A 20820-nucleotide genomic window follows, 5' to 3' on the forward strand; every position below is an offset into this window, starting at 1 on the left:
GCATTCACTGCCATCAGAGATAGTTTCTTTCTGATTACGCAATCGCAATTGCTGTGCCGAAGAAGCACAGGAACTTGCCTGTTTCTCTGCGGCCGAACACGGCTTCGCCACCAAAACCAGCAAGCGAATAGACCTAGCTAAACAACCTTATTTATATGTCGCATTGCGGTTGTTTGATATGGTGGTCGAACTGCTTTTTTGAATTTTGATTGCCATTTTCCTACCAGATCATGGTGTTCCGATCATCGGCGCGGCCGCTTCGAAGACAGGCTCTACGCGAGCTCAAACAGGAGAAATCCCAAGTCTACTCCGACTTGACGCTTCCCGATGATCGCAAATGGGAGCGAGATTGTGACCAGACGTTCGTTGCACGTCGGTATTCTCGGATTTGCGTCCATTTTGATCCCCACGGCTTCAGCTCTGGCTGACGAAAACCGAAGCATGGAATGCCGGGGACCGGATGGTTCGTACCAGGTACACTATGCACCGGAAGACAGGGTGCTCCAGATCGGCGGCCGGGAGATCGGGTTCGTGTTTCCCCCGGCTGATGAGCGCGGCACCTACATGGTTTCAGCGGTGATTGATGCCGCCCCTGTCATTGCCCTCTTCGAGCCGCAACACAGCGTCGTCTACAATTCCTTCGATGGCTCACGCATCCTGCGGGAAGACCCTTGCCTGCCGATACATTCCACCACCCAAACTGGCGAGAAAACACAAGGGCGCTCGCTGCTTGAAATTCAAAGGCTGCTGAACGGTCTCGGCCTCGACGTGGGTCCGATTGACGGCGTGGAAGGGCGCAGAACCCGTTCGGCAATCGCTGCCTTCCAACGGCTGATCAATGCCCCCGCAACCGGTATGCTGACACCGGGACAGACCAGGCGCCTTGTCGAACTGGTTCAAAAATCAGGGACCGAAACCGCAGACGTGCAAAATCGGCACGACATGGCAAAAACGACGGAAAGTGGCCCTTCCGACGTAACGTTTTTCAAGGACTGTGAATACTGCCCCGAAATGGCTTCCCTACCCAAGGGCCGTTTCCTGATGGGAGCAACTCCCGAGGACAAACGCGTGCCTTTCATCGAACTCAATCTGGCGAATGCGTTGCCCAGGCATGAAGTCACCCTGGATTACCTCTTTGCCATCGGCCGTTTCGAGGTGAGCGTCGAAGAGTTCGACCGTTTCGTGCAAGAGACCAATACTGAGGTGGGAGGCAGTTGCACCGTGCGGCTCATCGAGCGGGGACCGTTGGCGCACAAGCATTCTGGCACCCTTCACCCCGACAGCCACAAGATCATGCATGGGCCCAATGCCGTCATCATCTCGGATGGATCTCATCGCAGACCGGGATTGCCCGTGAACGACCGCCAGCCGGCCACGTGCATTTCGCGCGGCGAAGCAGAGGCCTATCTACAATGGCTGAGCACGAAAACCGGTCGAGCCTATCGCCTGCCCACCGAAGCCGAATGGGAGTATGCAGCAAGAGCCGGAACTGAAACCATTGCCTTCTGGGGCAACGATCTCTCCAGAGCGTGCGAATATTCCAACTTTGCCGATCAGCATTCCGGATACGCCGTCGGCATTGCGTCGCCGTGCGCCGAAACAATCATTCGAGAGTGGACAGCGGAAGTCGGCAGCTACAAGCCCAACCCATGGGGCCTGTACGACATGTTCGGCAACGTTCAGGAAATGACGGCGGATTGTTTTTTCAACTCTCACGCGGATTCACCAGCAGACGGCACGGCGCGCGGCAGGGCCGACTGCACCGTTTTCGTTGCCAGAGGTGGGGGTTACGAGCTGCCCTATACATCCATGAGGGCTTCGGAACGCCTCTTCTACGGCTACGATCCGGAGGCGCCCAACGACATAGAAAGGGGCAGGTCCAACGCGCTCGGCTTCAGGGTCGCGCTGTCATTGCAACCCGAAACGACAAAAGCGACCACCGAACATTCGCGGGACCCGACACAGCCTGCCGGTGCGAAGACGAAAAACCGGGAAGCAAGTGTCAGGAAGGTGAATACCGAAGCGCTGCAGCCGGTCCATTCCAGCGGTCATACCTGGAAAGCGCTTGGCAATTCGCGTTTCGTCACAGGCGACATCATGATGGGAGAGGACAATCTGACTTTCGATAACGGTACCAGACTGCCGATAAAGTTCGTGACGGAACGCCCCGGACCGTGGGCCGTCCAGAAGGCTGACCTGCCCGGCAAGATCTACAAGCTTGACCCTCCCGCGAACCCGTCCTTGCTTGGCGGCTACTCGCTTTGCGATGAACCCGTCACGTATCTGGTGTTTGCGCAGCCTTCCGCCGATCAACTGATCATGCTTGCCTTTGTCGGAAATGGCGTGCCGTTCACTTCCGGCTACAATCTTTGCGCCAACTACGATTTCGTACGCTAGTCAGACCGCAAGGCTCAACGTTGTGACACCGGCAACCATCAGGATAGCCGCTGTCAACCGCCGCGCCCAATAACCTTCCTTCAGGAAGACGAAACCGATCAGGGCTGCGAAAATGACGGATGTTTCCCGGAGGGCAGAGACAGCGCCGAGCGGCGCGAAGTTCTTGGCATAAAGTACCAGGCCATAGGCAATCATCGACACCATTCCGCCAGCGATGCCGACGACCCAGGTGCGGGCAGGCATATGGGGCAATACGGCCCGATAGCGCGTACCCAGGAACATCACGATGAAGATATTAAGCACGGCACCCCAGGCCCAGTAACTGAGCGTGTTCCCGGACAGCCGGACGCCGATCCCGTCTGTGAGCGAATAACCGGAAATGAAGATCCCGGTCGCAATCGCAAATCCAACCGCTCTCTTCTTGATGCCGGAACGCAGGACGGACCAGCTGGAAAAAATGATGCCAAGCGCGATCAGACCGATGCCAACCCAGGCCTGAAGGGGAAGATATTCACCAACGAAAAGCGCTGCCCACAGGGAGACCAGAGCCGGCACGATGCCTCTGGCAATCGGATAGACCACGCTCAGGTCGCCAAACTTATATCCCTGACAGAGCGTATAGAAATATCCGAACTGAATGACGGTTGTCAGCAGAATATATGGAAAGCTCTCTGCTGAAGGTAACGGCAAAAGAAGTACCATCACCGTCCCGGGCAGAACGTGCCCAAGCGCGACAAGCCCAAGCGTGATCGCCCCGTCTGCAGCTGTTTTCACGATGGTGTTCCATGTGGCATGCAGCACAGCCGCCAACAGGACGATCAGGATTACGCTCAGGCTCATGTTGTCAGAGTGCTGCCTTGAACAGGCCGGTAAGGTTTTCTTCCGTCAGTTCAATCGGGTTGCCACCGCAGCTCGGGTCGACGATCGCTCCCTTGACCAGCTCGGGAATTGCATCTTCCGTCACGCCAAGAGCGGAAAGACTGCCCGGAATACCTAGGCTGTCGTTGAACTCCTTCACGAAAGCCCGGAAACCGTCAAAGCCGCCTTCGATCCCAAGATAGGCCGCCGCCGTGTTGAAGCGGTCGGCAATGGCCGGGGCGTTGAAATCGAGCACGGCGGGCATGCAGACGGCATTTGTGGTGCCGTGGTGCGTGTTGAAAACGGCTCCGATCGGGTGGCTCATGGCATGGATGGCACCAAGTCCCTTCTGGAAGGCGGTTGCCCCCATCGCCGCAGCCGACATCATGTGGGCACGTGCCTCGATGTCGCTGCCATTTTCAAAAGCGCGCGGCAGGTAGTCCTTGACCAGACGCATGCCCTCCAGAGCGATGCCCTGGCTCATCGGGTGATAATGCGGTGAGCTGAATGCCTCCACACAATGTGCGAACGCATCGAGCCCTGTTCCAGCCGTGATGAATCCAGGCATGCCGACAGTCAGTTCCGGATCGCATATGACCACGGACGGCAAGACCTTCGGATGGAAGATGATTTTCTTTGCGTGGGTTTCGGAGTTGGTGATGACACTTGCACGTCCGACCTCCGATCCTGTGCCAGCGGTGGTCGGTACGGCAATGATCGGCGCGATGACATCGGCGTCGGCACGCGTCCACCAATCACCAACATCCTCGAAGTCCCACACCGGACGGGTCTGACCGGCCATGAAGGCAACCATCTTGCCCAAATCGAGACCGGAACCGCCGCCAAACGCGATCACGCCGTCATGACCACCGGCATTGTAGGCTTTGACGCCTGCTTCGAGATTCTTTTCATTCGGATTCGGATCGACTTCGAAGAACAGTCCGCGGCCCAGTCCCGCAGCTTCCATGATATCAAGCGTCGACTTGGTTATCGGAAGGTTCGCAAGCCCCTTGTCAGTCACCAAAAGCGGGTTCTTCATTCCCGTTGCGGCGCACGCCTCGGGCAGTTCCTTGATGCGACCTGCGCCGAACTTGATTGCGGTCGGATAAGACCAGTTTCCAACAAGGCTCATCGACATGTTTCCTGTAAAAGAGGCTGGTAACGCCGGGCGGTATGCCGCTAATCGCACCCCAGCTTATTGATCGTCTGTTTTGGGTTTTCAGACAGTCCCTTGGCTTCCATATCCTAGGAGTGCTCGGGAACTGTCTGTTTCACATCAGCGGATCGACCGCGTCAGCTTGTGGCCTTCTTGAGGTGGTAGGACTTCGGGCGTGTCAGGTTGTGATAACCGATCGCCGACAATCCACCCCCGCGCCCGGTATCCTTGCAGCCGGTCCAGCACAGGCCCGGATCGAGGTAATCGGCGCGGTTCATGAACACGGTTCCGGTTTCGATCCGGTCCCCTACACGAACCGCCCGATCGATGTCACGGGTCCAAAGTGACGCGGTCAGACCGAAATCGCTGTCGTTCATCAATTGGATCGCTTCCTCGTCGGAAGACACCTTCATGATACCGACAACCGGCCCGAAGCTTTCCTCCCGCATAACCCGCATGTCATGCGTGACATTGGTCAGGATCTGCGGCGTCAGGTAGGCGCCACCATCGTCTTCTGCAAAGGTCTCGATATGCGCGACTGCACCGGCTTCGACAGCCTCGGCGATCTGCGCCCGTACCTCGTCTGCAAAGCGAACATTCGCCATGGGACCGATCGTCGTTTCAGCGTCCAGCGGGTTGCCGAGCTTGTAGCCGTTCACAATCGCGACCGCCTTTTCAAGGAACGCGTCGTAAAGGCTTTCATGCACGTAGATCCGCTCGATGCCGCAGCAGCATTGGCCGGAATTGAACATGGCACCGTCGATCAGCGTATCGACGGCCGCATCAAGATCTGCATCTTCCATGACATAGCCCGGATCCTTGCCACCAAGCTCCGTGCCGACGCCGGTAAAGGTTCCCGCCGCAGCCTTTTCCATGGCCTTGCCGCCGCCAACCGAACCGGTGAAATTGACGAAATCGAACGCACGTGCGCTGATCAGTTCCGATGTCGTGTCGTGGTCCAGATAGACATTTTGGAAGACGTCTTGCGGCACACCAGCTGAGTGGAAGGCATTTGCCATACGCTCACCCACCAGCAGGGTCTGCGTGGCATGTTTCAGCAGGACGGTGTTGCCCGCGATCAGCGCTGGAGCAACCGTGTTGATTGCCGTCATGTAGGGGTAGTTCCAGGGCGCGACCACGAGCACGACACCATGCGGGATCCGCTTGATGTATCGCAGGAAATTCTCATCTTCCCCGGCTCTGATATCAGCCAGAGCCTCTTCCGCGATCTTGGCCATGTGGCTGGCGCGCTCATTGAAACCACCGAATTCCCCGCCATAGCGGACCGGACGTCCCATCATCTTTGCGAGTTCCGGCACGATCTCGTCATTCATCGCGCCGACCGCGGCAACGCCTGCGATGACCAGGTCGACACGCTCCTGGAGCGGGCGTTCGGACCAGGCAACCTGCGCTGCGCGGGCCTTTCCGGCGGCTTCAAAAGCTTCTTCGCGCGACAGGGTTTCACGTTCTGCAAACACCGACCCGTCGATCGGCGAGATACATTTCAAACTCCGGCTCATGCCGATTTCCTTCTTTAGAAAGGCTGTGTCTGGATGCGCCTGAGATCAGGCACGTTCAAAGCCGCGCTGGATCTCGTAGTCAGTCACCGCGCGTTCAAAATCCTCAATTTCCACGCCGGCAGCCCGGGTGTAGTGGTCCACCACGTCATCTCCGAAGGCGGCCCTCAACATCTCCGAGGTCCGCAACGTCTCACGCGCTTCCCGCAACGTCCCCGGGATCATGCCCGTCTCGCCCTGATAGACGTCGCCTTTCGTCGGTGGCTGAAGGTCCAGCTCTTCTTCGATACCCGCGATGCCTGCTGCCAGCATGGCCGCCATGGCAAGGTAGGGATTCATGTCAGAGCCCGGGATCCTGCATTCGACACGAATGGCCTTGGTTCCGTCACCGCACAGGCGAAAACCTGCTGTCCGGTTGTCCACGGACCAGATGATCCTGGTCGGTGCAAACGTCCCTTTCATGAAGCGCTTGTAGCTGTTGATGTAAGGAGCCATGAAGTAAGTGTAGTCAGGAGCGTATTTGAGCAATCCCGCCATGTAGGACTTCATCAGCTTCGACATTCCGAGTTCATCGGCTTCATCGAAAAAGGCCGGTTTGCCGCCCTGCCAGAGAGACTGATGAACGTGGCTCGAGGACCCGACCTTGTTGTGATTCCATTTGGGCAGGAAAGTCGCGGCATGTCCGTTCTGCCAGGCAATCTCCTTGACCGCATGTTTTGCGATCGTGTGATACGCCGCCGTATCCATGGCGCTTGCGTACTTGATGTTCAGCTCTTCCTGTCCGGTTTCGGCCTCACCCTTGGAATTCTCGACCGGAATCCCGGCATTCCACAAGTGGTTGCGGATCGGGCGCATCACATGTTCTTCCTTGGTGGTTTGAAGAATGTGATAATCCTCGTTATAGCCTGAGATTGGCTCCAGGTCGCGGAATCCCGACTTGCGGATTTCATCGAAACTCTTGGCAAACAGGAAGAATTCAAGCTCGGTTGCCATCTTGGCATCAAAGCCCATCGCCTCCAGCCGTTTCACCTGCCTTTTCAGGATGGCGCGAGGTGAATGCGTGACTTCTTCGTGCGTATGGTGATCGAGAATGTCACACAGGACCATCACCGTGCCTTCAAGCCAGGGTACCGGACGCAGGGTGGCAAGATCCGGTTTCATGACATAGTCGCCATACCCGCTTTCCCATGAAGTTGACGCGTAGCCATCCGGCGTCGCCATCTCCAGATCCGTTGCCAGCAGATAGTTGCAGCAATGGGTTTCCTCGTAAGCCCCATTGATGAAGTGACCAGCGTGAAAACGCTTACCCATCAAGCGGCCCTGCATGTCGACCAGACAAACCAGAACCGTATCCACTTCGCCTTCGGCAACTTGTGCCTTCAGGCTGTCAAAACTCAAAACACCATTCACGAAACAGTCTCCCCATTCGTGATCTTTTCAAGGGCAGGAAGCAAAAGATTCAGCAATTCCTGCCCGATTTCATCAATGTCTTCCGGTGTGCTCAGAAGGTCGTTGCGCACCTCGATCATTACGTTTGCGAGCCCCCGGCTCAGGGCGTGAATTTGCAGGGAATGCGTTACGCCATCCTCAGGACCATAGGGTTCGTTGCGGGCGACGCGGCGATGAGAGAGGGCTCCGGCATGGTCAAGCATTTCATCGACAAACCGGCTGTCACTGTCGTGCAGAAGACCGATTTCAACCGATCGTGGCTTGCCGAAATAGATCGGGGTAAAGCTGTGCACGGTGACCACCACGGTATCGGGACCGTGGCTATCGAGCACCTTGCCGGCCGCATCGCAAAACGGCCTGTAGACAGTCCTCACACGCTCTTGACGGTCCTCGGCTGACAGGCCCCGGTTGCCAGGCACTTCAATCACTTCGGACTTTTCGGTCATGGCACCGGGAGCTTCCGGCGGCCGGTTGCAATCGTAAACAAGCCGCGAAATGCGCGATGCGACAACCGGAGCATCCAGGGCCTTGGAGAGAAACAGTGACAGGTCGCGTGCTCCCGGATCCCAGGCGGCATGGCTGATGCTGTCGGCGGCCGAAAGTCCCAGATTGTCGTATTGAGGAGGAATGTGACTGGAGGCATGTTCACACAGGATGACAACGCGTCCCTTGCCTTCGGCATTCAGAATCTCGACGGCTTCTGTCATACCGAGCCTCCTTCTTCAGGCATGTTTTCAATCAATCGGGTCTCCAGGAGCTGTCCGTTTCCGTAAAGGATCGGATAGGCGACGGCCGCAATGTGGCTGTTGAATTCACGTAGCGCCCGCAATGTCTCCAGATGAATGTCGCTGGTCTCGAAGCTTTCCGCATTGCCGCCTTGAAGGCGTTTCAGATGCCGCTTGCGGCTCTGCCGCTCGGCACGCTTCAGTTCTGTTTTTTCAAGACTGAGCAGGCGCGCACTTTCCAGGTCGTCCGAAATCAAAACATTCGAGGCAAGCTTCAGGTTGGACAGGATCGCCTCATGCATATCCACGAGTTCTTCCCATCCCGCCTTTGAGAACTTCGCCTTTTTCTTGCGCAGCTCATTGGCAAGAACAGCAAGACGCTTTGAAACGACATCTCCGGCCGTTTCCAGGCGAATAGCGTATTCGGCCAGATCGAGCGCCGCACGCGTGTTTTCCTTGCCGAAGTTTTCCTGTGGAATTGAAGCCACGTAGGAACGAATGCCGGACAAACACTCGTTCACATCAAGGTCCATCGCCTGCAGGGATCGGATGGCGTCCTTTTCGCCGTTTTCATAGAGCGACAGAACCGGGCGGAACATGGTTTCGACAACGCCAAGCATACGCAGCAATTCGCGTTTCAGGCTGGTAAGCGCTTGTGCTGGAACTTCAAGATCGGCTTCATCGAGAACGCTCACAGGCTTGTGCGCGATTTCGGCGCCCAGCTTCTGATCGTTGCCGGCCTCTGGCAGGAGACGCTCCATCGGACCGGCCAGATAATTACAGAAAGGCAGCGCCAGAATAAGCAGAAGGGCGTTGAAGCCCATATGGGCATAGACCAGCATCTGGCCGCCATCAGGATTTCCAACCAGCCCAGCTCTCAGGATGTTTTGCGACACGAACAGAACACAGACCGCCAGTGTGCCCCTGAGAATGAGATTGGCCAATGGTATCCGCCGGGCCAGAATGGGCATGCCGCGGCTCAACCAGACGGGAATGAAGGCGCTGCCGAAGTTCGCGCCAAGCACCAGCGACAGGCCGGCGGCAAAAGGAATCGCACCGATCTGCACCAGTGTGACGCACATCAGAATGGCAGCAACGCTTGAATGCATGACAAATGCCAGCGCTGCACCGACAATAAAGGCCGTGATGTAATCCCGCTCAAGATAAGCCGCGATGGCCGGAAGAAAGGCACTGTCCCGGATGGGATCCATGGCTTCGCGAAGGAAACGCAGCGAAATCAGGATGAAGGCGACGCCCATCAGGATCCGGCCAAGTTGCCGCCATTTGCGCGTTTCGGTCTTGACGAAAAGCCAGCCGCCCACTGCGAGCAGCAATGGCACAAGCCAATCCAGCTTGAACGACAGAATCTGGATAATGAAGGCGGAGCCCAAATCACCGCCAAGAACAATCGCCAGCCCCATGCCGAAGCTCAGGAGACCACTGGCGGCAAACCCGGCGGCAAGTAAAGCGACGGCAGCAGAACTCTGCAGGACGATTGCCAAACCGATACCCATCAGGCTGCCCTGCAGCTGCCCGCTCTGACCGGTCAGAAGGCGCTTGAAAGAGGCACCGTAGCTCCGCTCAATACCGGTCCGCACCATACGCACCGCAAAGAGGAGCAGCATGGTTGCACCAAACAGGCTTATGAGGAAACTAACGATCGCCATGGTCAGCCATCCAGCAATTTCAGCATTTGTGCATGCAGTTCGGGCGTGGCGGCCGAGACCACGCATCCGTCCGACTGCAACGTCAGTGCATTGCCCTGCCAGTCCGTCATGAGGCCGCCTGCAGCTTCGACCACCGCCGAAACCGGCAGATAATCGTAGGGCTGCAAATCGTAATCAACCACGACATCGACGTGACCTGCGGCCAACAGGGCATGCGGGTAACAGTCATAGGTGAAACGGCGAGTCTGCCCGGTATTCATCAGACGCTCGAACACCCCTGGCTTGTCTCGAAAGAGCTTTTCACCCTCGTTGATAAACACGATGGCCTGATCAAGCTCCGTCTGCCCGGAGGTGTGGATCGCCTCGCCATTGAGCGTTGCTCCCTCGCCTTTCACGCCCATGAATGTTTCATGCAAAGCGGGCATACCGATGACGCCGAGGCGCGGCTTTCCTTCAACCAGGTGCCCAAGCAGGAAACCGAACAGAGGATGTCCGGACAGGAATGACCGGGTGCCGTCGATCGGATCGATGATCCAGACATTTTCAGCGTCTACATCTTCTATTCCGTGCTCTTCACCAAATATTCCGTGATCCGGAAACTGGTCCGCGAGATAGGCCCGGACCTTTGACTCCACGGCCTTGTCGGCTTGAGTGACCGGGCTCTCGTCTTCCTTGAATTCGATGCCGAGCCTGCCACGGAAGTACCCGCGGGCCGCCTCTGCACCGATATTTGCCATATGCAACGCATGCGCGCTGTAGTCAGTCATTTTGGGCCTCATTCAGGTCACGCGATGCAACGTCAATTTCCACGCCGGCGCTGACGATCCGATGCGACAGGTCGCCGGTGGGCGGCACATCCGTTACCAGGAAATCAACCTCATCCAGGGTCAGACCCCGGTAGGGCGCACGTTTTTCAAATTTAAAATGATCAAGTGCGATCAGTACCTTGTCGCTGCATTGCGCGACGACTGTTCCCAGCTGGGCTTCGCTGGCATTCACATAGAGAAAGCCATGAGAACTGGAAAGACCGTCTGCACTCAGTAGCGCCAGATCATAGGCAAACCCCTTCGCCTGTGCCTCGGTCAGGGAACCAAACGTACCGCGTTCATCCTGCTGCATTTCTCCACCGAGCAGATGCACGCTGTTGCCGTTGTGGTTGACCAATGCCTGGGCCACACCGATCGAGTTTGTGGCAATGGTCAGGCGGGCGTATCCCCGCAGCTCTTCAGCCACAAATGCAGTCGTCGTGCCGACATCCAGAAAGAGGCACATGCCGTCCTCGACGTACTCGGCAACTGCAACCGCAATCTTCCGTTTTTCATCTTCATGCTGGGCAATGCGCCGGAAAAAACTTGGATCACCCTGCGCGCCCACGAGATAAGCGCCACCGTGCACACGGGCCACCGCGCCGCTTTTCGACAGCGCCTTGACCGCGCGCCGCACGGTTTCCTCGGAAACGTCCAGGGCTTTTGCAAGATCGGCGTTCCGGGCGGAGCCGCCGAGCCTGCGCAAAACACTCAATAACTCAAGCTCCCTGTGGGAATGAGTAATCATTTAGCCAGCTCACAACATTCAATCACGGTCATCATTACCTCATTAAATCCACAAAAACGCAATAATCATTTTGCAAAAAATCACAAAACCCCTCATAAACACACAAAACGACGTATTTTCTACGATCGAAATCCAGTTGACGAAGAGGCGCGGTTGAGGATGCGCTTTGGGCGCAGCGTTCGTGCAAAATGATCGGGATCCGATTATTTCGCTCGGAAAAAGGTGTTCGATCTTGCTAGAAACACGGACGAATTCCCGCCCGACTGACTCGAAAAGGCTTCAGCGTGCGGAGATTTGCCCTGGAGGAAATTCAACATGCACGACAGCCGGAATGTTTTGTTCATCATCATCGATCAGCTGCGCGCCGATTGTGTATTCGGTGAGTTGGCGGAGTATGTTGACCTGCCGAACCTGCGCGCATTTGCGGACGATGCGGTCAGCTTTCATCGCCACTATTCGGTCGTGAACCCCTGCGGCCCTTCGCGCGCATCGATCCTCACCGGCCAGTATGCGATGAACCATCGCTCGGTCCGAAACGGGACCCCGCTGCGGCACGACACGCCGAACATTGCTACCGAAATGCGCAAATCCGGCTATATGCCGCTGCTGTTCGGCTACACCGACACCTCTCAGGACCCGAGAGCTTATCCGGCAAACGACCCTGCCCTGAAGTCGTACGAATTTCCCATGAACGGCTTCCACGAAATGACAGAGATGCGGCTGGAAATGTCCTATCCGTGGCAGTCGCACCTGATCAACCGGGGCTACAAGTTCGACAAGTACTGGGATGTCTACAAACCTGTCTCCCCGACAGGTGGCGCGCCCAAGCTCAACGACCCGGCTCTTTATGCGGCAGAAGACAGCGACACGGCTTTCCTGACCAACTCGTTCCTCAGCACGATGCCGGCCTATCGCCAGGAAAGCTGGTTCGCACACCTGACCTATATCCGGCCACACCCGCCTCTGGTTGCGCCCGCGCCTTTCAACGACATGTACTCGCCAGAGACGCTTCCCCTTCCCAACCGGCTCGAGACCAAGGAAGCAGAAAAAGCCCTGCACCGGTTCTTCGCTCCATTGATCAGAAAGGCGAATGCAGCCAGCTTTGTTGAGGGCTTCCCCGAGCTGGAAGAAACCGATGAGAACATCAAAACGCTCCGCTCCATCTATCTCGGCCTGGCGAGCGAAGTCGACCAGCATATCGGCCGCGTGCTGCAATACCTCAAGGACAGCGGGCAATACGACAACACATTGATTGTCGTGACTGCCGACCATGGCGAAATGCTCGGCGACCGTCACAGCTGGGGCAAGATGACCGTCTACGATGCGGCTTATCACACGCCGCTCATCATACGCGCACCCGGCAAGAGCGGTCAGGCCGGACAGACCGTTCAGGAATTCACCGAATCAATCGACCTGACGCCGACCATTCTGGATTGGGTTGGCCAGGAGATCCCCAATTCCATGGACGGCAGATCACTGCTGCCGTTCCTGGATGGTCAAACGCCAGAGAACTGGAAAACCTATGCGTTTTCCGAACTGGATTTCGGCGATCCGATTTCAGAAACGCCGTGGCAGCAGGATCTTGGCACGACTGCGCTCGATTCCAGCCTGTGCCGGATGCGAGACGAGCGGTTCACGCTTGTGGAATTCGCCGCGGATCTTCCACCGCTTCTTTTCGATCACACGAAAGGCGGCGAACTGGAGAACGTCGCGGATCATCCGGATTACCAGTCCGATCTGGCCCGCCTGACACGCCGGATGCTGCGCCATCAGATGAAAAACCGTGACCAGACCCTGGCAATGAGCATGATCACCGACGATGGCGCTGTGACACGCTCGCGGCACAAGTAGGGCTATCAGGGCACGCTCGAACACATTGTCATAAAAGGTAAATATGGACCTGCTAGGTCGGCCTCAACCTTGGCCGACCAGCGGAAGCCTGTGTGCTGACACGCAAAAGCTGCAAAGCCTCCCCTCACCTGTAGCGATGCCTATTTTGTGTGCTTTTGAACGTATTTCCGGCAAATTCGGTAAAAAAAACACATATCTATCTATTTTTTTGTTTTTTTGTGGATTCATGGCCGGAAATGTGGGTTAATGAACGTATGGGTGGAGAACAAGAAAAAATTCCTCATAGGGGACGTGAACTGCTCGATGTTCTTGCAAGGTTGGGAGGCTCTGCAAGAAATGCTCAGATTGCGCAGGTCATGGATGTTTCCGAAGAGACCGTACGCCGTCTGGTGAAATCGCTTTCCAAGATTGGCAAGGTCGAGAGGGTTCATGGCGGCACCTACCTGTCCAGATCCCAGGGTTCGCCGATGTATTCCGGCGCCCTTGAGCAAAACACCAAGGAAAAGACACGCATCGGGCGTGCTGTCCGCAATCTGGTTTCGGACGGCATGGTGGTGTTTCTCAATGTGGGTTCGACAACCACCCATGTTGCCGAGCAACTGCGTGACCTGAATGGTCTGACGGTCGTCACCAACTCTATCTCAACCGTCGCTTCCCTGGCGGACCAGAATGGAACCCGTGTCCATCTGGCCGGGGGTGAAGTCATTCGCTCCGAGCGCGGCAGTTTCGGCCGGGCCACAGAAGAATTCGCCTGCCGGTTTAACTATGACGCAGTGATTTGCGGTGCCGATGCGATTTCCCACAAGGTTGGGTTCCTTGCTTCCAACCCGGCCGAAGCTGACCTCACGCGCGTACTGGCCGATCGAACAGAGCGCATGGTGATCGCAGCCGATTGCCGCAAGTTCGAAGCTCGTGCGCCTTACGTGTCATGCGGGTTCGACAAGGTCACAGACCTGGTGACGGACGCCAGACCGGTGGAAGCCCTGAGTGCTGCCCTGAAGCAGGCAAACGTCACGGTCCATGTAGCGGCCAGGCAGATGTCCAGGACGTCGGAAACACCGGTTTCCGAGAGAAGTCTGGCCTCGGGCTCAACGGTTTAAGTGCGGAGGGAGGAGTTCATGAGAAATCTGCCTTTGCACGCCAGGACAACCGGTCTTCGCTTTACCCATGCGGACATGAATTACGTTTTGCCGGACAATGGAACAGACTTGAAAGGATCGTCCGGACAAGACTCCGGGTCGCATAAAAGAGACCTGCGTTTCCATAAGAATGTCTTATCGTTTCATCCTCTTTATCGATTTTACATATGCTATTCCGCAGTGAATAGTTTCATCGGGGAAATACGTCACTCAACGTGGAGGAACTAATGAGAAAACTGCTTCTGATGGCCGGTGTCGCCGGCCTGGCACTTACCGGAACGGCATATGCGAGCTGTCCTCCGGTAACAGTCGCAGACCCGCAAGGGGTCGCTGCTGGTGCATATCCTCAACAGTACGATCTGGCGGAATTCGAGTCCGCAGCGAACTGTAAGCTTAGCTTTGCAGAAAACCCGGCAATCGGTGAGCTGAACGGCCGTATCCGCGGCAACGGCGACCTTCCCGCCGTGGCTGACCGCCTGCCTTCCGAACCGCTGGTTCTGGCTCCGTACACCGAAATCGGTCAATATGGCGGCGTTCTCGACGCGCTTTCCAATGCGACCGAATCCGGCACTTCCGACTTCCTTTCGGTCCGCCACGTCAACCTGTTCCGCTATTCGGACGACTTGCAGACCGTTGTCCCGAACGTTGCCAAGTCCTTTGAATGGAACGATGATTTCACGCAACTTACCGTGAAGCTTCGTGCGGGCCACAAATGGTCCGACGGCGCGCCGTTTACCGCAAACGACATCGCGTTCTGGTACAACAACCTGATGATGGACAAGAACGTCTTTGCCGAGGCGAAGGACTACGCCCTGGCGGGCGGCAAGCCGATGAAGGTCGAGGCACTGGACGACACGACCGTTCAGTTCACCCTGGAAGCTCCGAAGCCGGGCCTGGTCGAGACATTCACCTCCAGCTATGCCCAGCCTTATCAGCCGAAGCACTTCTTTGAGCAGTATCACCCTGCACTGAATGACGGTGCCGATGAAGCTGCAAAAGCTCTGGGCTATGAAGGCGGCTACGACCTGATCAAGGCCTATTACGGCAACTCCGACTGGATGGACACGCCGTCGCCGATGCTGACCGCCGGTGACCGTATTTCCAACCTGCCGAAAGACGCCGCTCCGACGCTGGAAAGCCACATCCTGGTGAAGGAAACGGCTGAAGGTCGTCACTACGTCGCCAACCCGTACTTCTTCCAGATCGACACCCAAGGCAATCAGCTGCCCTACATCAACGAAATGGACGAAGTCTATATCGGCGATGAAGAGGTTCGTAACCTGAAGTTGCTGAACGGCGAAGTCGACTACAAGTCCCAGGCGATCAACCTGACATCGGCTCCGGTTCTGCTTGAAGGCCAGGAAAACGGTAACTACACGATCGAAGTGAAGCCGACCATTTCGAGCCCGACCCTTGCGTTCAACGTGACCGCAGAAGACGAAGCCCGCCGGGAGATCTTCAACGACATCCGGTTCCGCACGGCAATGTCCATCGGCATCGACCGCGACCAGATCAACGAGGTCATCTCCTTCGGTCTCGGCACGCCGCAGCAGTATATCGGCTTCTCGCCACGTCCCGAATATATCGACGAAAAGTGGTCGAACCACGAAATGGCCTATGAGGCAGATCGCGCCAAGGCGCTGCTCGACGAGATGGGTCTGGTCGACAAGGACGGTGACGGTTTCCGTGACCTTCCGAACGGTGACCCCTTCGTCCTCGACTGGCAGTTCGCAACCCAGGCAACCTCGTCTCAGCTGGTTGAACTGGTCGGCCGGAACTGGACCGAACTGGGTGTAAAAACCACGATCAAGGAAGTGACTTCGGACGAATACCGTTCGGCTCAGTCAGCGAATACGCTCGACGTTCTCATCTGGACGAAGGGTCAGCCGGCGGGTTCAATCCTCGGCGACAGCGAGATCTGGGTACCGCCGTTTGACGGTTACTTCGATGTCCGTACAGGCATGCTCTGGGCTGAATATATCAGCTCGAACGGCGCAAACGGCATCGAGCCGCCGGCTTGGGTTGGCGAGCTGAAGACCCAGCTTGACATCTACCAGTCCTCGGCTCCGGGTTCAGATGCTTCCAAGGCAGCAGCCAACAAGATGGTTGAAATCATGACCAGCCAGCTGCTGTTCATCGGCGTCGTAAACTCTCCGGCACCGATCTACCATTCGAACAACCTGAAGAACTTCGCGGACTTCAAGACGTCCTCCTATGAGTACTACCGGACTTATCCTTACCGTCCGGCTCAGTGGTTCCTGAGCAACTAAGCTCCTGAGTTAAACCGAAAGCGGGCGCCCGCGCCCGCTTTCTCCTGGGAGGGGGGAGCTATGCTACAATTTGCCCGTTTCACTGCCATCAGGGCAGCCCTGGCGCTTGTCACGCTGGTGATCGTTTCGCTGGTCGTGTTCTCGCTGATGGAACTGGTGCCCGGCGACTGCGCCGAGCGTTACCTGGCCTATAAAAACACACAAGGATCTGCCATTACCCTGGCGGATATCGAGGCTGAACGCGCCAGACTTGGTCTGGACCGGCCGTTCCTGACACGTTGGGCGAGCTGGCTGGCCGGTGCGTTTCAGGGAGAATTCGGCGACAGCTGCATTCTGCGCGTGAACATTGCACAGCTGCTCGGATCCAAGTTCTGGATTTCCCTTGCGATCTGCCTCGGATCTCTGGTTCTAGCCTATTCGATCGCGATTCCGGTCGGCATCATTTCGGCAGCTTCCAAGAACCCGCTTCTGAACAACTCTCTTCGTTTCGTCAGCTATCTCGGCCTGGCAATGCCGAACTTCCTGCTCGCTCTGATGATCATGCTCGTTTCAACCGTCTATTTCGGTGAAACACTGACAGGGCTCTTCTCGCCAGAGTACAAGGACGCGCCCTGGTCACTCGACAAGTTTCTGGACCTCCTGAAGCATGCCTGGCTGCCGATCTTCATTCTCGGCTGGTCGGCAACAGCCTTCGCGCTGCAGACCGTACGAGCGCTGATGTCGGATGAAATCGGCAAGCTCTACGTGACGGCCGCCGCCGCGCGCGGGATCTATGGCCGCCGCCTGTTGTGGAGGTATCCGGCAAGGCACGCCCTGGGTCCGATCGTGAACTCGCTCGGCTTTGACCTCAACCGCATCTTCAACGAGCTTCCCATTGTCGCGCTCATCCTGACGCTGACCGAAATGGGATCGCTGCTCCTGGACGCGCTGGCGCGTTCCAACGACCAGCAGCTTGCAGGTGCCATCATCTTTCTGCTGACCGCGTCCATCGTTGCCGTGAATTTCCTGACGGAAATCCTTCTGGCAGTGATTGATCCGCGCGTGCGCAAGAGCATCATCAGGTAGGCCATGACAGCAGTAGCAAAAGACCAAAAGGCCAAGGAAGCCTATTTTACCGCCTCGCAAAGGCAGCTGATCTGGGCGCGTTTCAAGAAACAGAAAGCGGCGATGGTGGCTGCCACCGTGCTGGCCGTGCTCATCCTGTCCGGCCTGTTCGCCCCGTTCCTGGCGCCTTATGACCCGACGATCGCCGGACGCGACAAGGACTACCTGAACGGCGCTCCGCAAATTCCGCAAATCTGCGACAAGAACGGCTGCTCCCTCCGCCCGTTCCTGCATCCGGTCACCCGTGAACGGTCGATCCAGACCAACTTCCGCTGGGTTGAAAAGATCAACGATGACGAACGCGTCTATGTGCAGTTCTTTGTGCGCGGCGACGAGTACAAGCTGTTCGGCTTCATTCCGGGCGACGTGCACCTGTTCGGTATGGAAGAGGGCTATGTTCACCTGTTCGGCACAGACAGCGCCGGCAAGGACATTTTCTCCCGTACCCTCTTTGCGATCTGGACTTCGTTGCAGGTTGGCACGCTGGGTGTCGTGATCTCGTTTGTTCTGGCGCTCATCATCGGAGGGGTTGCCGGCTATTACGGTGGCATGGTTGACAGCGTGATCCAGATGATCACCGATGCCGTGCGAACGATCCCGTCCATTCCCCTGTTCATGGCGATTGCCGCCTTTATTCCGCCCGAGTGGTCGGCAGAGACGCGCTTCTTCGTGATCACGATGATCCTTGGCCTGGTCGGCTGGCCGACGCTTGCCCGTCGCGTGCGGACCCATCTGCTGGTCGAGAGAAACCAGGAATACGTTCTGGCCGCCCAGCTGTGCGGCGCGAGCGCCGGACACGTGATCCGAAAGCACCTGCTGCCCAGCTTCACCAGCTACATCATCGTCGATCTGGTGATTTCCTTCCCCTACATGGTTCTGTCAGAAACCGCGCTGAGCTTCATCGGCCTTGGTCTCAAAGACCCGGTCAACAGCCTCGGCGTGATGTTGCAGAACGTGACCAAGGCCGACGTCCTGCTGAACTACCAGTGGTACTTCATCCCCGTGGTGTTCTTCATCACGCTCGTCATGGCCTTCGTCTTTGTCGGTGACGGGTTGCGCGATGCCGCAGACCCCTATGCAGAGGCCAGAAAATGAGCCTGATTGACGTTGAAAACCTGACCCTTCAGTTCCAGACGGACGAAGGACTGATCACCGCCGTTGAAAATGTGTCGTTCTCAATTGCACCAGGCGAAGTGATGGGGCTCGTCGGCGAGTCGGGGTCCGGGAAGTCGGTGACGGCAAAGTCTCTGATGAAACTGAATTCGTCCAATGCCCGCTATTCTCCGGAAAGCAAGATCACGCTTCATCTGGAAAGTGGTCCGGTGAGCGTGCTCGATCTCAAACGCCCGCGCGACATGGAAGTCGTGCGCGGCGGTGCGATCAGCATGATCTTCCAGGAGCCTATGGCAAGCTTTGCGCCGGCCATGACAATCGGCAAGCAGATGGTCGAGCAGCTGCTTGTCCATTCCAGCATGACGAAGAAACAGGCCAAGGAACTGTCCATCGAAATGCTGGACCGCGTTGGCATCTCCGATGCTTCCATGCGGTTCAACCAATATGCGTTCGAGATGTCCGGCGGCATGCGTCAGCGCGCCATGATCGCGATGGCATTGTCGACGAAGCCGAAACTGCTGATCGCCGACGAACCGACAACGGCCCTGGACGTCACGATCCAGGCACAGGTGATCGACCTGATGAAGGAACTGGTCGACGAGTTCGGCATGGGGATCATCTTCATCACCCACGACCTGGGTGTGGTTGCTCAGACGGCGGACAAGGTCGCGGTGATGTATCTGGGCCGAATGGTTGAGGAAGGACCGGTGCGCGAGGTGATCCGAAATCCGTTCCATCCCTACACGCAGGGTCTGATTGACGCGTTGCCCCAGCTGGACGATCTCGACAAACCGCTCACACCGGTCCCTGGCGACATCCCCAGTCCTTTGGAACGGCCGGATGGCTGCGTCTTTCACACAAGATGCAGCCAGATCATCGGCGACATTTGCAAGACCGTAGTGCCACATCGGATCGAGACCGGAGAATTCCACGGCGCAAGCTGCCACCTTTGCCACCAGGGAGCTGCTGAATGAGTGACGATATTCTGATTCAGACCAAAGATCTGTCCGTTGGCTTCCGGGTCGGTGGCGGCGTGTTCAACAAGCAGATACTCAAGGCGGTCGACGGCATTTCCATCGACATCCCCAAAGGATCGTTCTTCGGTGTCGTGGGAGAATCGGGATCAGGCAAGACCACGCTCGGACGTGCTCTGCTGAAGGCTGTTTCCATCACCGGCGGGCATGCCACCTATGACGATGGCGAGGTTCAATACGATCTGGCAGAAATGACGCCTGCGCAACTGAAGGACTACCGCAAGCGCGCTCAGCTGATTTTCCAGGATCCTTATGCGGCCCTCAGCCCGCGCATGACGGTTCGTGACATCATTGCCGAGCCGCTTGAAGTCATGGGTCTGACCAAAACGCGTGAGGAAACCGACGCAAGAGTTCGCGACATTGCATCCAAGTGCAGGCTCAACCTTGAGCATCTGCGGCGCTTTCCGCATGCGTTTTCCGGTGGCCAACGTCAGCGAATTTCCATCGCCCGTGCGCTGGTATCGGGACCGCGCTTCGTCGTTGCGGATGAATCCGTGGCCGCTCTCGATGTGTCGATCCAGGCCGACATCCTGAACCTGTTGAGGTCTTTGCAGGAAGAACTGGGTCTGACCTTCATGTTCATCAGCCACGACCTGTCGGTGGTGGCTCATACCTGCGACCACGTTGCGGTGATGTATCTCGGCCGGATCGTGGAAAGCGCGCCGACGCGCCAGTTGTTCGCCAATCCGCGTCACCCCTATACCAAGGCCCTGTTTTCGGCAATCCCTTCGCTTGATCCGGATCATCGAGGAACGGCACAGAAACTGGAAGGCGAAATCCCCTCGCCGACCAATCAGCCCTCAGGATGCAAATTCCACACCCGCTGCCCCTATGCGGCGGATATCTGCAAGCTCGAAGAGCCACCGCTGGAAAGCTGCGAAGAAGGGCATTCGGTTTCCTGCCACCTGTGGAAGGAACTGCAGCATTATGAGCACGCAACACAGGCCTGACCGGTAGAGTTGTTCGTGCGGGTCAACGAAAAGCTG

General features: G+C 57.1%; 16 protein-coding genes. 8 read left to right on the forward strand and 8 right to left on the reverse strand.

Annotated features, from left to right (window positions below):
- Nucleotides 1-351 precede the first annotated feature (351 nt).
- Complete coding sequence (locus ABLO27_RS12900; RefSeq protein ID WP_353033319.1) at nt 352-2397, forward strand: SUMF1/EgtB/PvdO family nonheme iron enzyme; 2046 nt, start codon at nt 352-354, stop codon at nt 2395-2397.
- Here the strand turns inward: ABLO27_RS12900 and ABLO27_RS12905 are convergent, their stop codons facing one another.
- The 8 genes from ABLO27_RS12905 to ABLO27_RS12940 all read right to left on the reverse strand — a co-directional run bounded on the left by ABLO27_RS12905 (nt 2398) and on the right by ABLO27_RS12940 (nt 11323).
- Entirely contained in the window at nt 2398-3237 is an 840-nt protein-coding gene (locus ABLO27_RS12905) for a DMT family transporter (protein WP_353033320.1), read from the reverse strand.
- 4 nt (nt 3238-3241) lie between these two features.
- On the reverse strand, nt 3242-4387 hold the full coding sequence (locus ABLO27_RS12910; RefSeq protein WP_353033321.1) for an iron-containing alcohol dehydrogenase: 1146 nt from the start codon (nt 4385-4387) through the stop codon (nt 3242-3244).
- Nucleotides 4388-4548: 161 nt separating this feature from the next.
- Nucleotides 4549-5931, reverse strand: coding sequence for an aldehyde dehydrogenase family protein (locus ABLO27_RS12915; RefSeq protein WP_353033322.1), 1383 nt, complete (start codon nt 5929-5931; stop codon nt 4549-4551).
- Between the two features lie 45 nt (nt 5932-5976).
- Nucleotides 5977-7338: a glutamine synthetase family protein gene (locus ABLO27_RS12920; protein WP_353033323.1), complete on the reverse strand. Its 1362-nt coding sequence runs from the start codon at nt 7336-7338 to the stop codon at nt 5977-5979.
- Nucleotides 7335-8084, reverse strand: coding sequence for an N-formylglutamate amidohydrolase (locus ABLO27_RS12925; protein WP_353033324.1), 750 nt, complete (start codon nt 8082-8084; stop codon nt 7335-7337). The genes ABLO27_RS12920 and ABLO27_RS12925 overlap by 4 nt, the downstream gene beginning before the upstream one ends.
- Nucleotides 8081-9769, reverse strand: a complete 1689-nt coding sequence (locus tag ABLO27_RS12930) for a Na/Pi cotransporter family protein (protein WP_353033325.1) — start codon at nt 9767-9769, stop codon at nt 8081-8083. The genes ABLO27_RS12925 and ABLO27_RS12930 overlap by 4 nt, the downstream gene beginning before the upstream one ends.
- Before the next feature lie 2 nt (nt 9770-9771).
- The gene (locus tag ABLO27_RS12935; RefSeq protein WP_353033326.1) at nt 9772-10536 is read right to left on the reverse strand and encodes an inositol monophosphatase family protein; all 765 of its coding nucleotides are present in this window, start codon (nt 10534-10536) and stop codon (nt 9772-9774) included.
- Nucleotides 10529-11323, reverse strand: a complete 795-nt coding sequence (locus ABLO27_RS12940; protein WP_353033327.1) for a DeoR/GlpR family DNA-binding transcription regulator — start codon at nt 11321-11323, stop codon at nt 10529-10531. The genes ABLO27_RS12935 and ABLO27_RS12940 overlap by 8 nt, the downstream gene beginning before the upstream one ends.
- A 315-nt stretch (nt 11324-11638) precedes the next feature.
- Here ABLO27_RS12940 and ABLO27_RS12945 point away from each other — a divergent pair, with 315 nt between their 5' ends.
- The 7 genes from ABLO27_RS12945 (at nt 11639) to ABLO27_RS12975 (ending at nt 20784) form a co-directional block, all read left to right on the forward strand.
- Nucleotides 11639-13174, forward strand: coding sequence for an alkaline phosphatase family protein (locus tag ABLO27_RS12945; RefSeq protein WP_353033328.1), 1536 nt, complete (start codon nt 11639-11641; stop codon nt 13172-13174).
- Between the two features lie 254 nt (nt 13175-13428).
- Nucleotides 13429-14274, forward strand: coding sequence for a DeoR/GlpR family DNA-binding transcription regulator (locus tag ABLO27_RS12950; RefSeq protein WP_353033329.1), 846 nt, complete (start codon nt 13429-13431; stop codon nt 14272-14274).
- Nucleotides 14275-14540: 266 nt separating this feature from the next.
- Nucleotides 14541-16583, forward strand: coding sequence for an ABC transporter substrate-binding protein (locus tag ABLO27_RS12955; RefSeq protein WP_353033330.1), 2043 nt, complete (start codon nt 14541-14543; stop codon nt 16581-16583).
- 60 nt (nt 16584-16643) lie between these two features.
- Nucleotides 16644-17648: an ABC transporter permease gene (locus tag ABLO27_RS12960; protein WP_353033331.1), complete on the forward strand. Its 1005-nt coding sequence runs from the start codon at nt 16644-16646 to the stop codon at nt 17646-17648.
- 3 nt (nt 17649-17651) lie between these two features.
- Entirely contained in the window at nt 17652-18782 is a 1131-nt protein-coding gene (locus ABLO27_RS12965; RefSeq protein WP_353033332.1) for an ABC transporter permease, read from the forward strand.
- A complete protein-coding gene (locus ABLO27_RS12970; RefSeq protein WP_353033333.1) occupies nt 18779-19774 on the forward strand; it encodes an ABC transporter ATP-binding protein in 996 nt (331 codons plus the stop codon). Before ABLO27_RS12965 ends, ABLO27_RS12970 begins: the two co-directional genes overlap by 4 nt.
- Complete coding sequence (locus ABLO27_RS12975) at nt 19771-20784, forward strand: ABC transporter ATP-binding protein (protein ID WP_353033334.1); 1014 nt, start codon at nt 19771-19773, stop codon at nt 20782-20784. The genes ABLO27_RS12970 and ABLO27_RS12975 overlap by 4 nt, the downstream gene beginning before the upstream one ends.
- Nucleotides 20785-20820 lie beyond the last annotated feature (36 nt).

The sequence above is a fragment of the Roseibium sp. SCP15 genome, assembly GCF_040329435.1.
In the GTDB taxonomy this organism is placed as follows: domain Bacteria; phylum Pseudomonadota; class Alphaproteobacteria; order Rhizobiales; family Stappiaceae; genus Roseibium.

Excerpts from the sequence above, each read along its gene's own strand:
- ABLO27_RS12905 (WP_353033320.1), bottom strand. The coding sequence starts at position 3,237 with ATGAGCCTGAGCGTAATCCTGATCGTCCTGTTGGCGGCTGTGCTGCAT.
- ABLO27_RS12910 (WP_353033321.1), bottom strand. The coding sequence starts at position 4,387 with ATGAGCCTTGTTGGAAACTGGTCTTATCCGACCGCAATCAAGTTCGGC.
- ABLO27_RS12915 (WP_353033322.1), bottom strand. The coding sequence starts at position 5,931 with ATGAGCCGGAGTTTGAAATGTATCTCGCCGATCGACGGGTCGGTGTTT.
- ABLO27_RS12925 (WP_353033324.1), bottom strand. The coding sequence starts at position 8,084 with ATGACAGAAGCCGTCGAGATTCTGAATGCCGAAGGCAAGGGACGCGTT.
- ABLO27_RS12930 (WP_353033325.1), bottom strand. The coding sequence starts at position 9,769 with ATGGCGATCGTTAGTTTCCTCATAAGCCTGTTTGGTGCAACCATGCTG.
- ABLO27_RS12935 (WP_353033326.1), bottom strand. The coding sequence starts at position 10,536 with ATGACTGACTACAGCGCGCATGCGTTGCATATGGCAAATATCGGTGCA.
- ABLO27_RS12940 (WP_353033327.1), bottom strand. The coding sequence starts at position 11,323 with ATGATTACTCATTCCCACAGGGAGCTTGAGTTATTGAGTGTTTTGCGC.
- ABLO27_RS12945 (WP_353033328.1), top strand. The coding sequence starts at position 11,639 with ATGCACGACAGCCGGAATGTTTTGTTCATCATCATCGATCAGCTGCGC.
- ABLO27_RS12950 (WP_353033329.1), top strand. The coding sequence starts at position 13,429 with ATGGGTGGAGAACAAGAAAAAATTCCTCATAGGGGACGTGAACTGCTC.
- ABLO27_RS12955 (WP_353033330.1), top strand. The coding sequence starts at position 14,541 with ATGAGAAAACTGCTTCTGATGGCCGGTGTCGCCGGCCTGGCACTTACC.
- ABLO27_RS12960 (WP_353033331.1), top strand. The coding sequence starts at position 16,644 with ATGCTACAATTTGCCCGTTTCACTGCCATCAGGGCAGCCCTGGCGCTT.
- ABLO27_RS12965 (WP_353033332.1), top strand. The coding sequence starts at position 17,652 with ATGACAGCAGTAGCAAAAGACCAAAAGGCCAAGGAAGCCTATTTTACC.
- ABLO27_RS12970 (WP_353033333.1), top strand. The coding sequence starts at position 18,779 with ATGAGCCTGATTGACGTTGAAAACCTGACCCTTCAGTTCCAGACGGAC.
- ABLO27_RS12975 (WP_353033334.1), top strand. The coding sequence starts at position 19,771 with ATGAGTGACGATATTCTGATTCAGACCAAAGATCTGTCCGTTGGCTTC.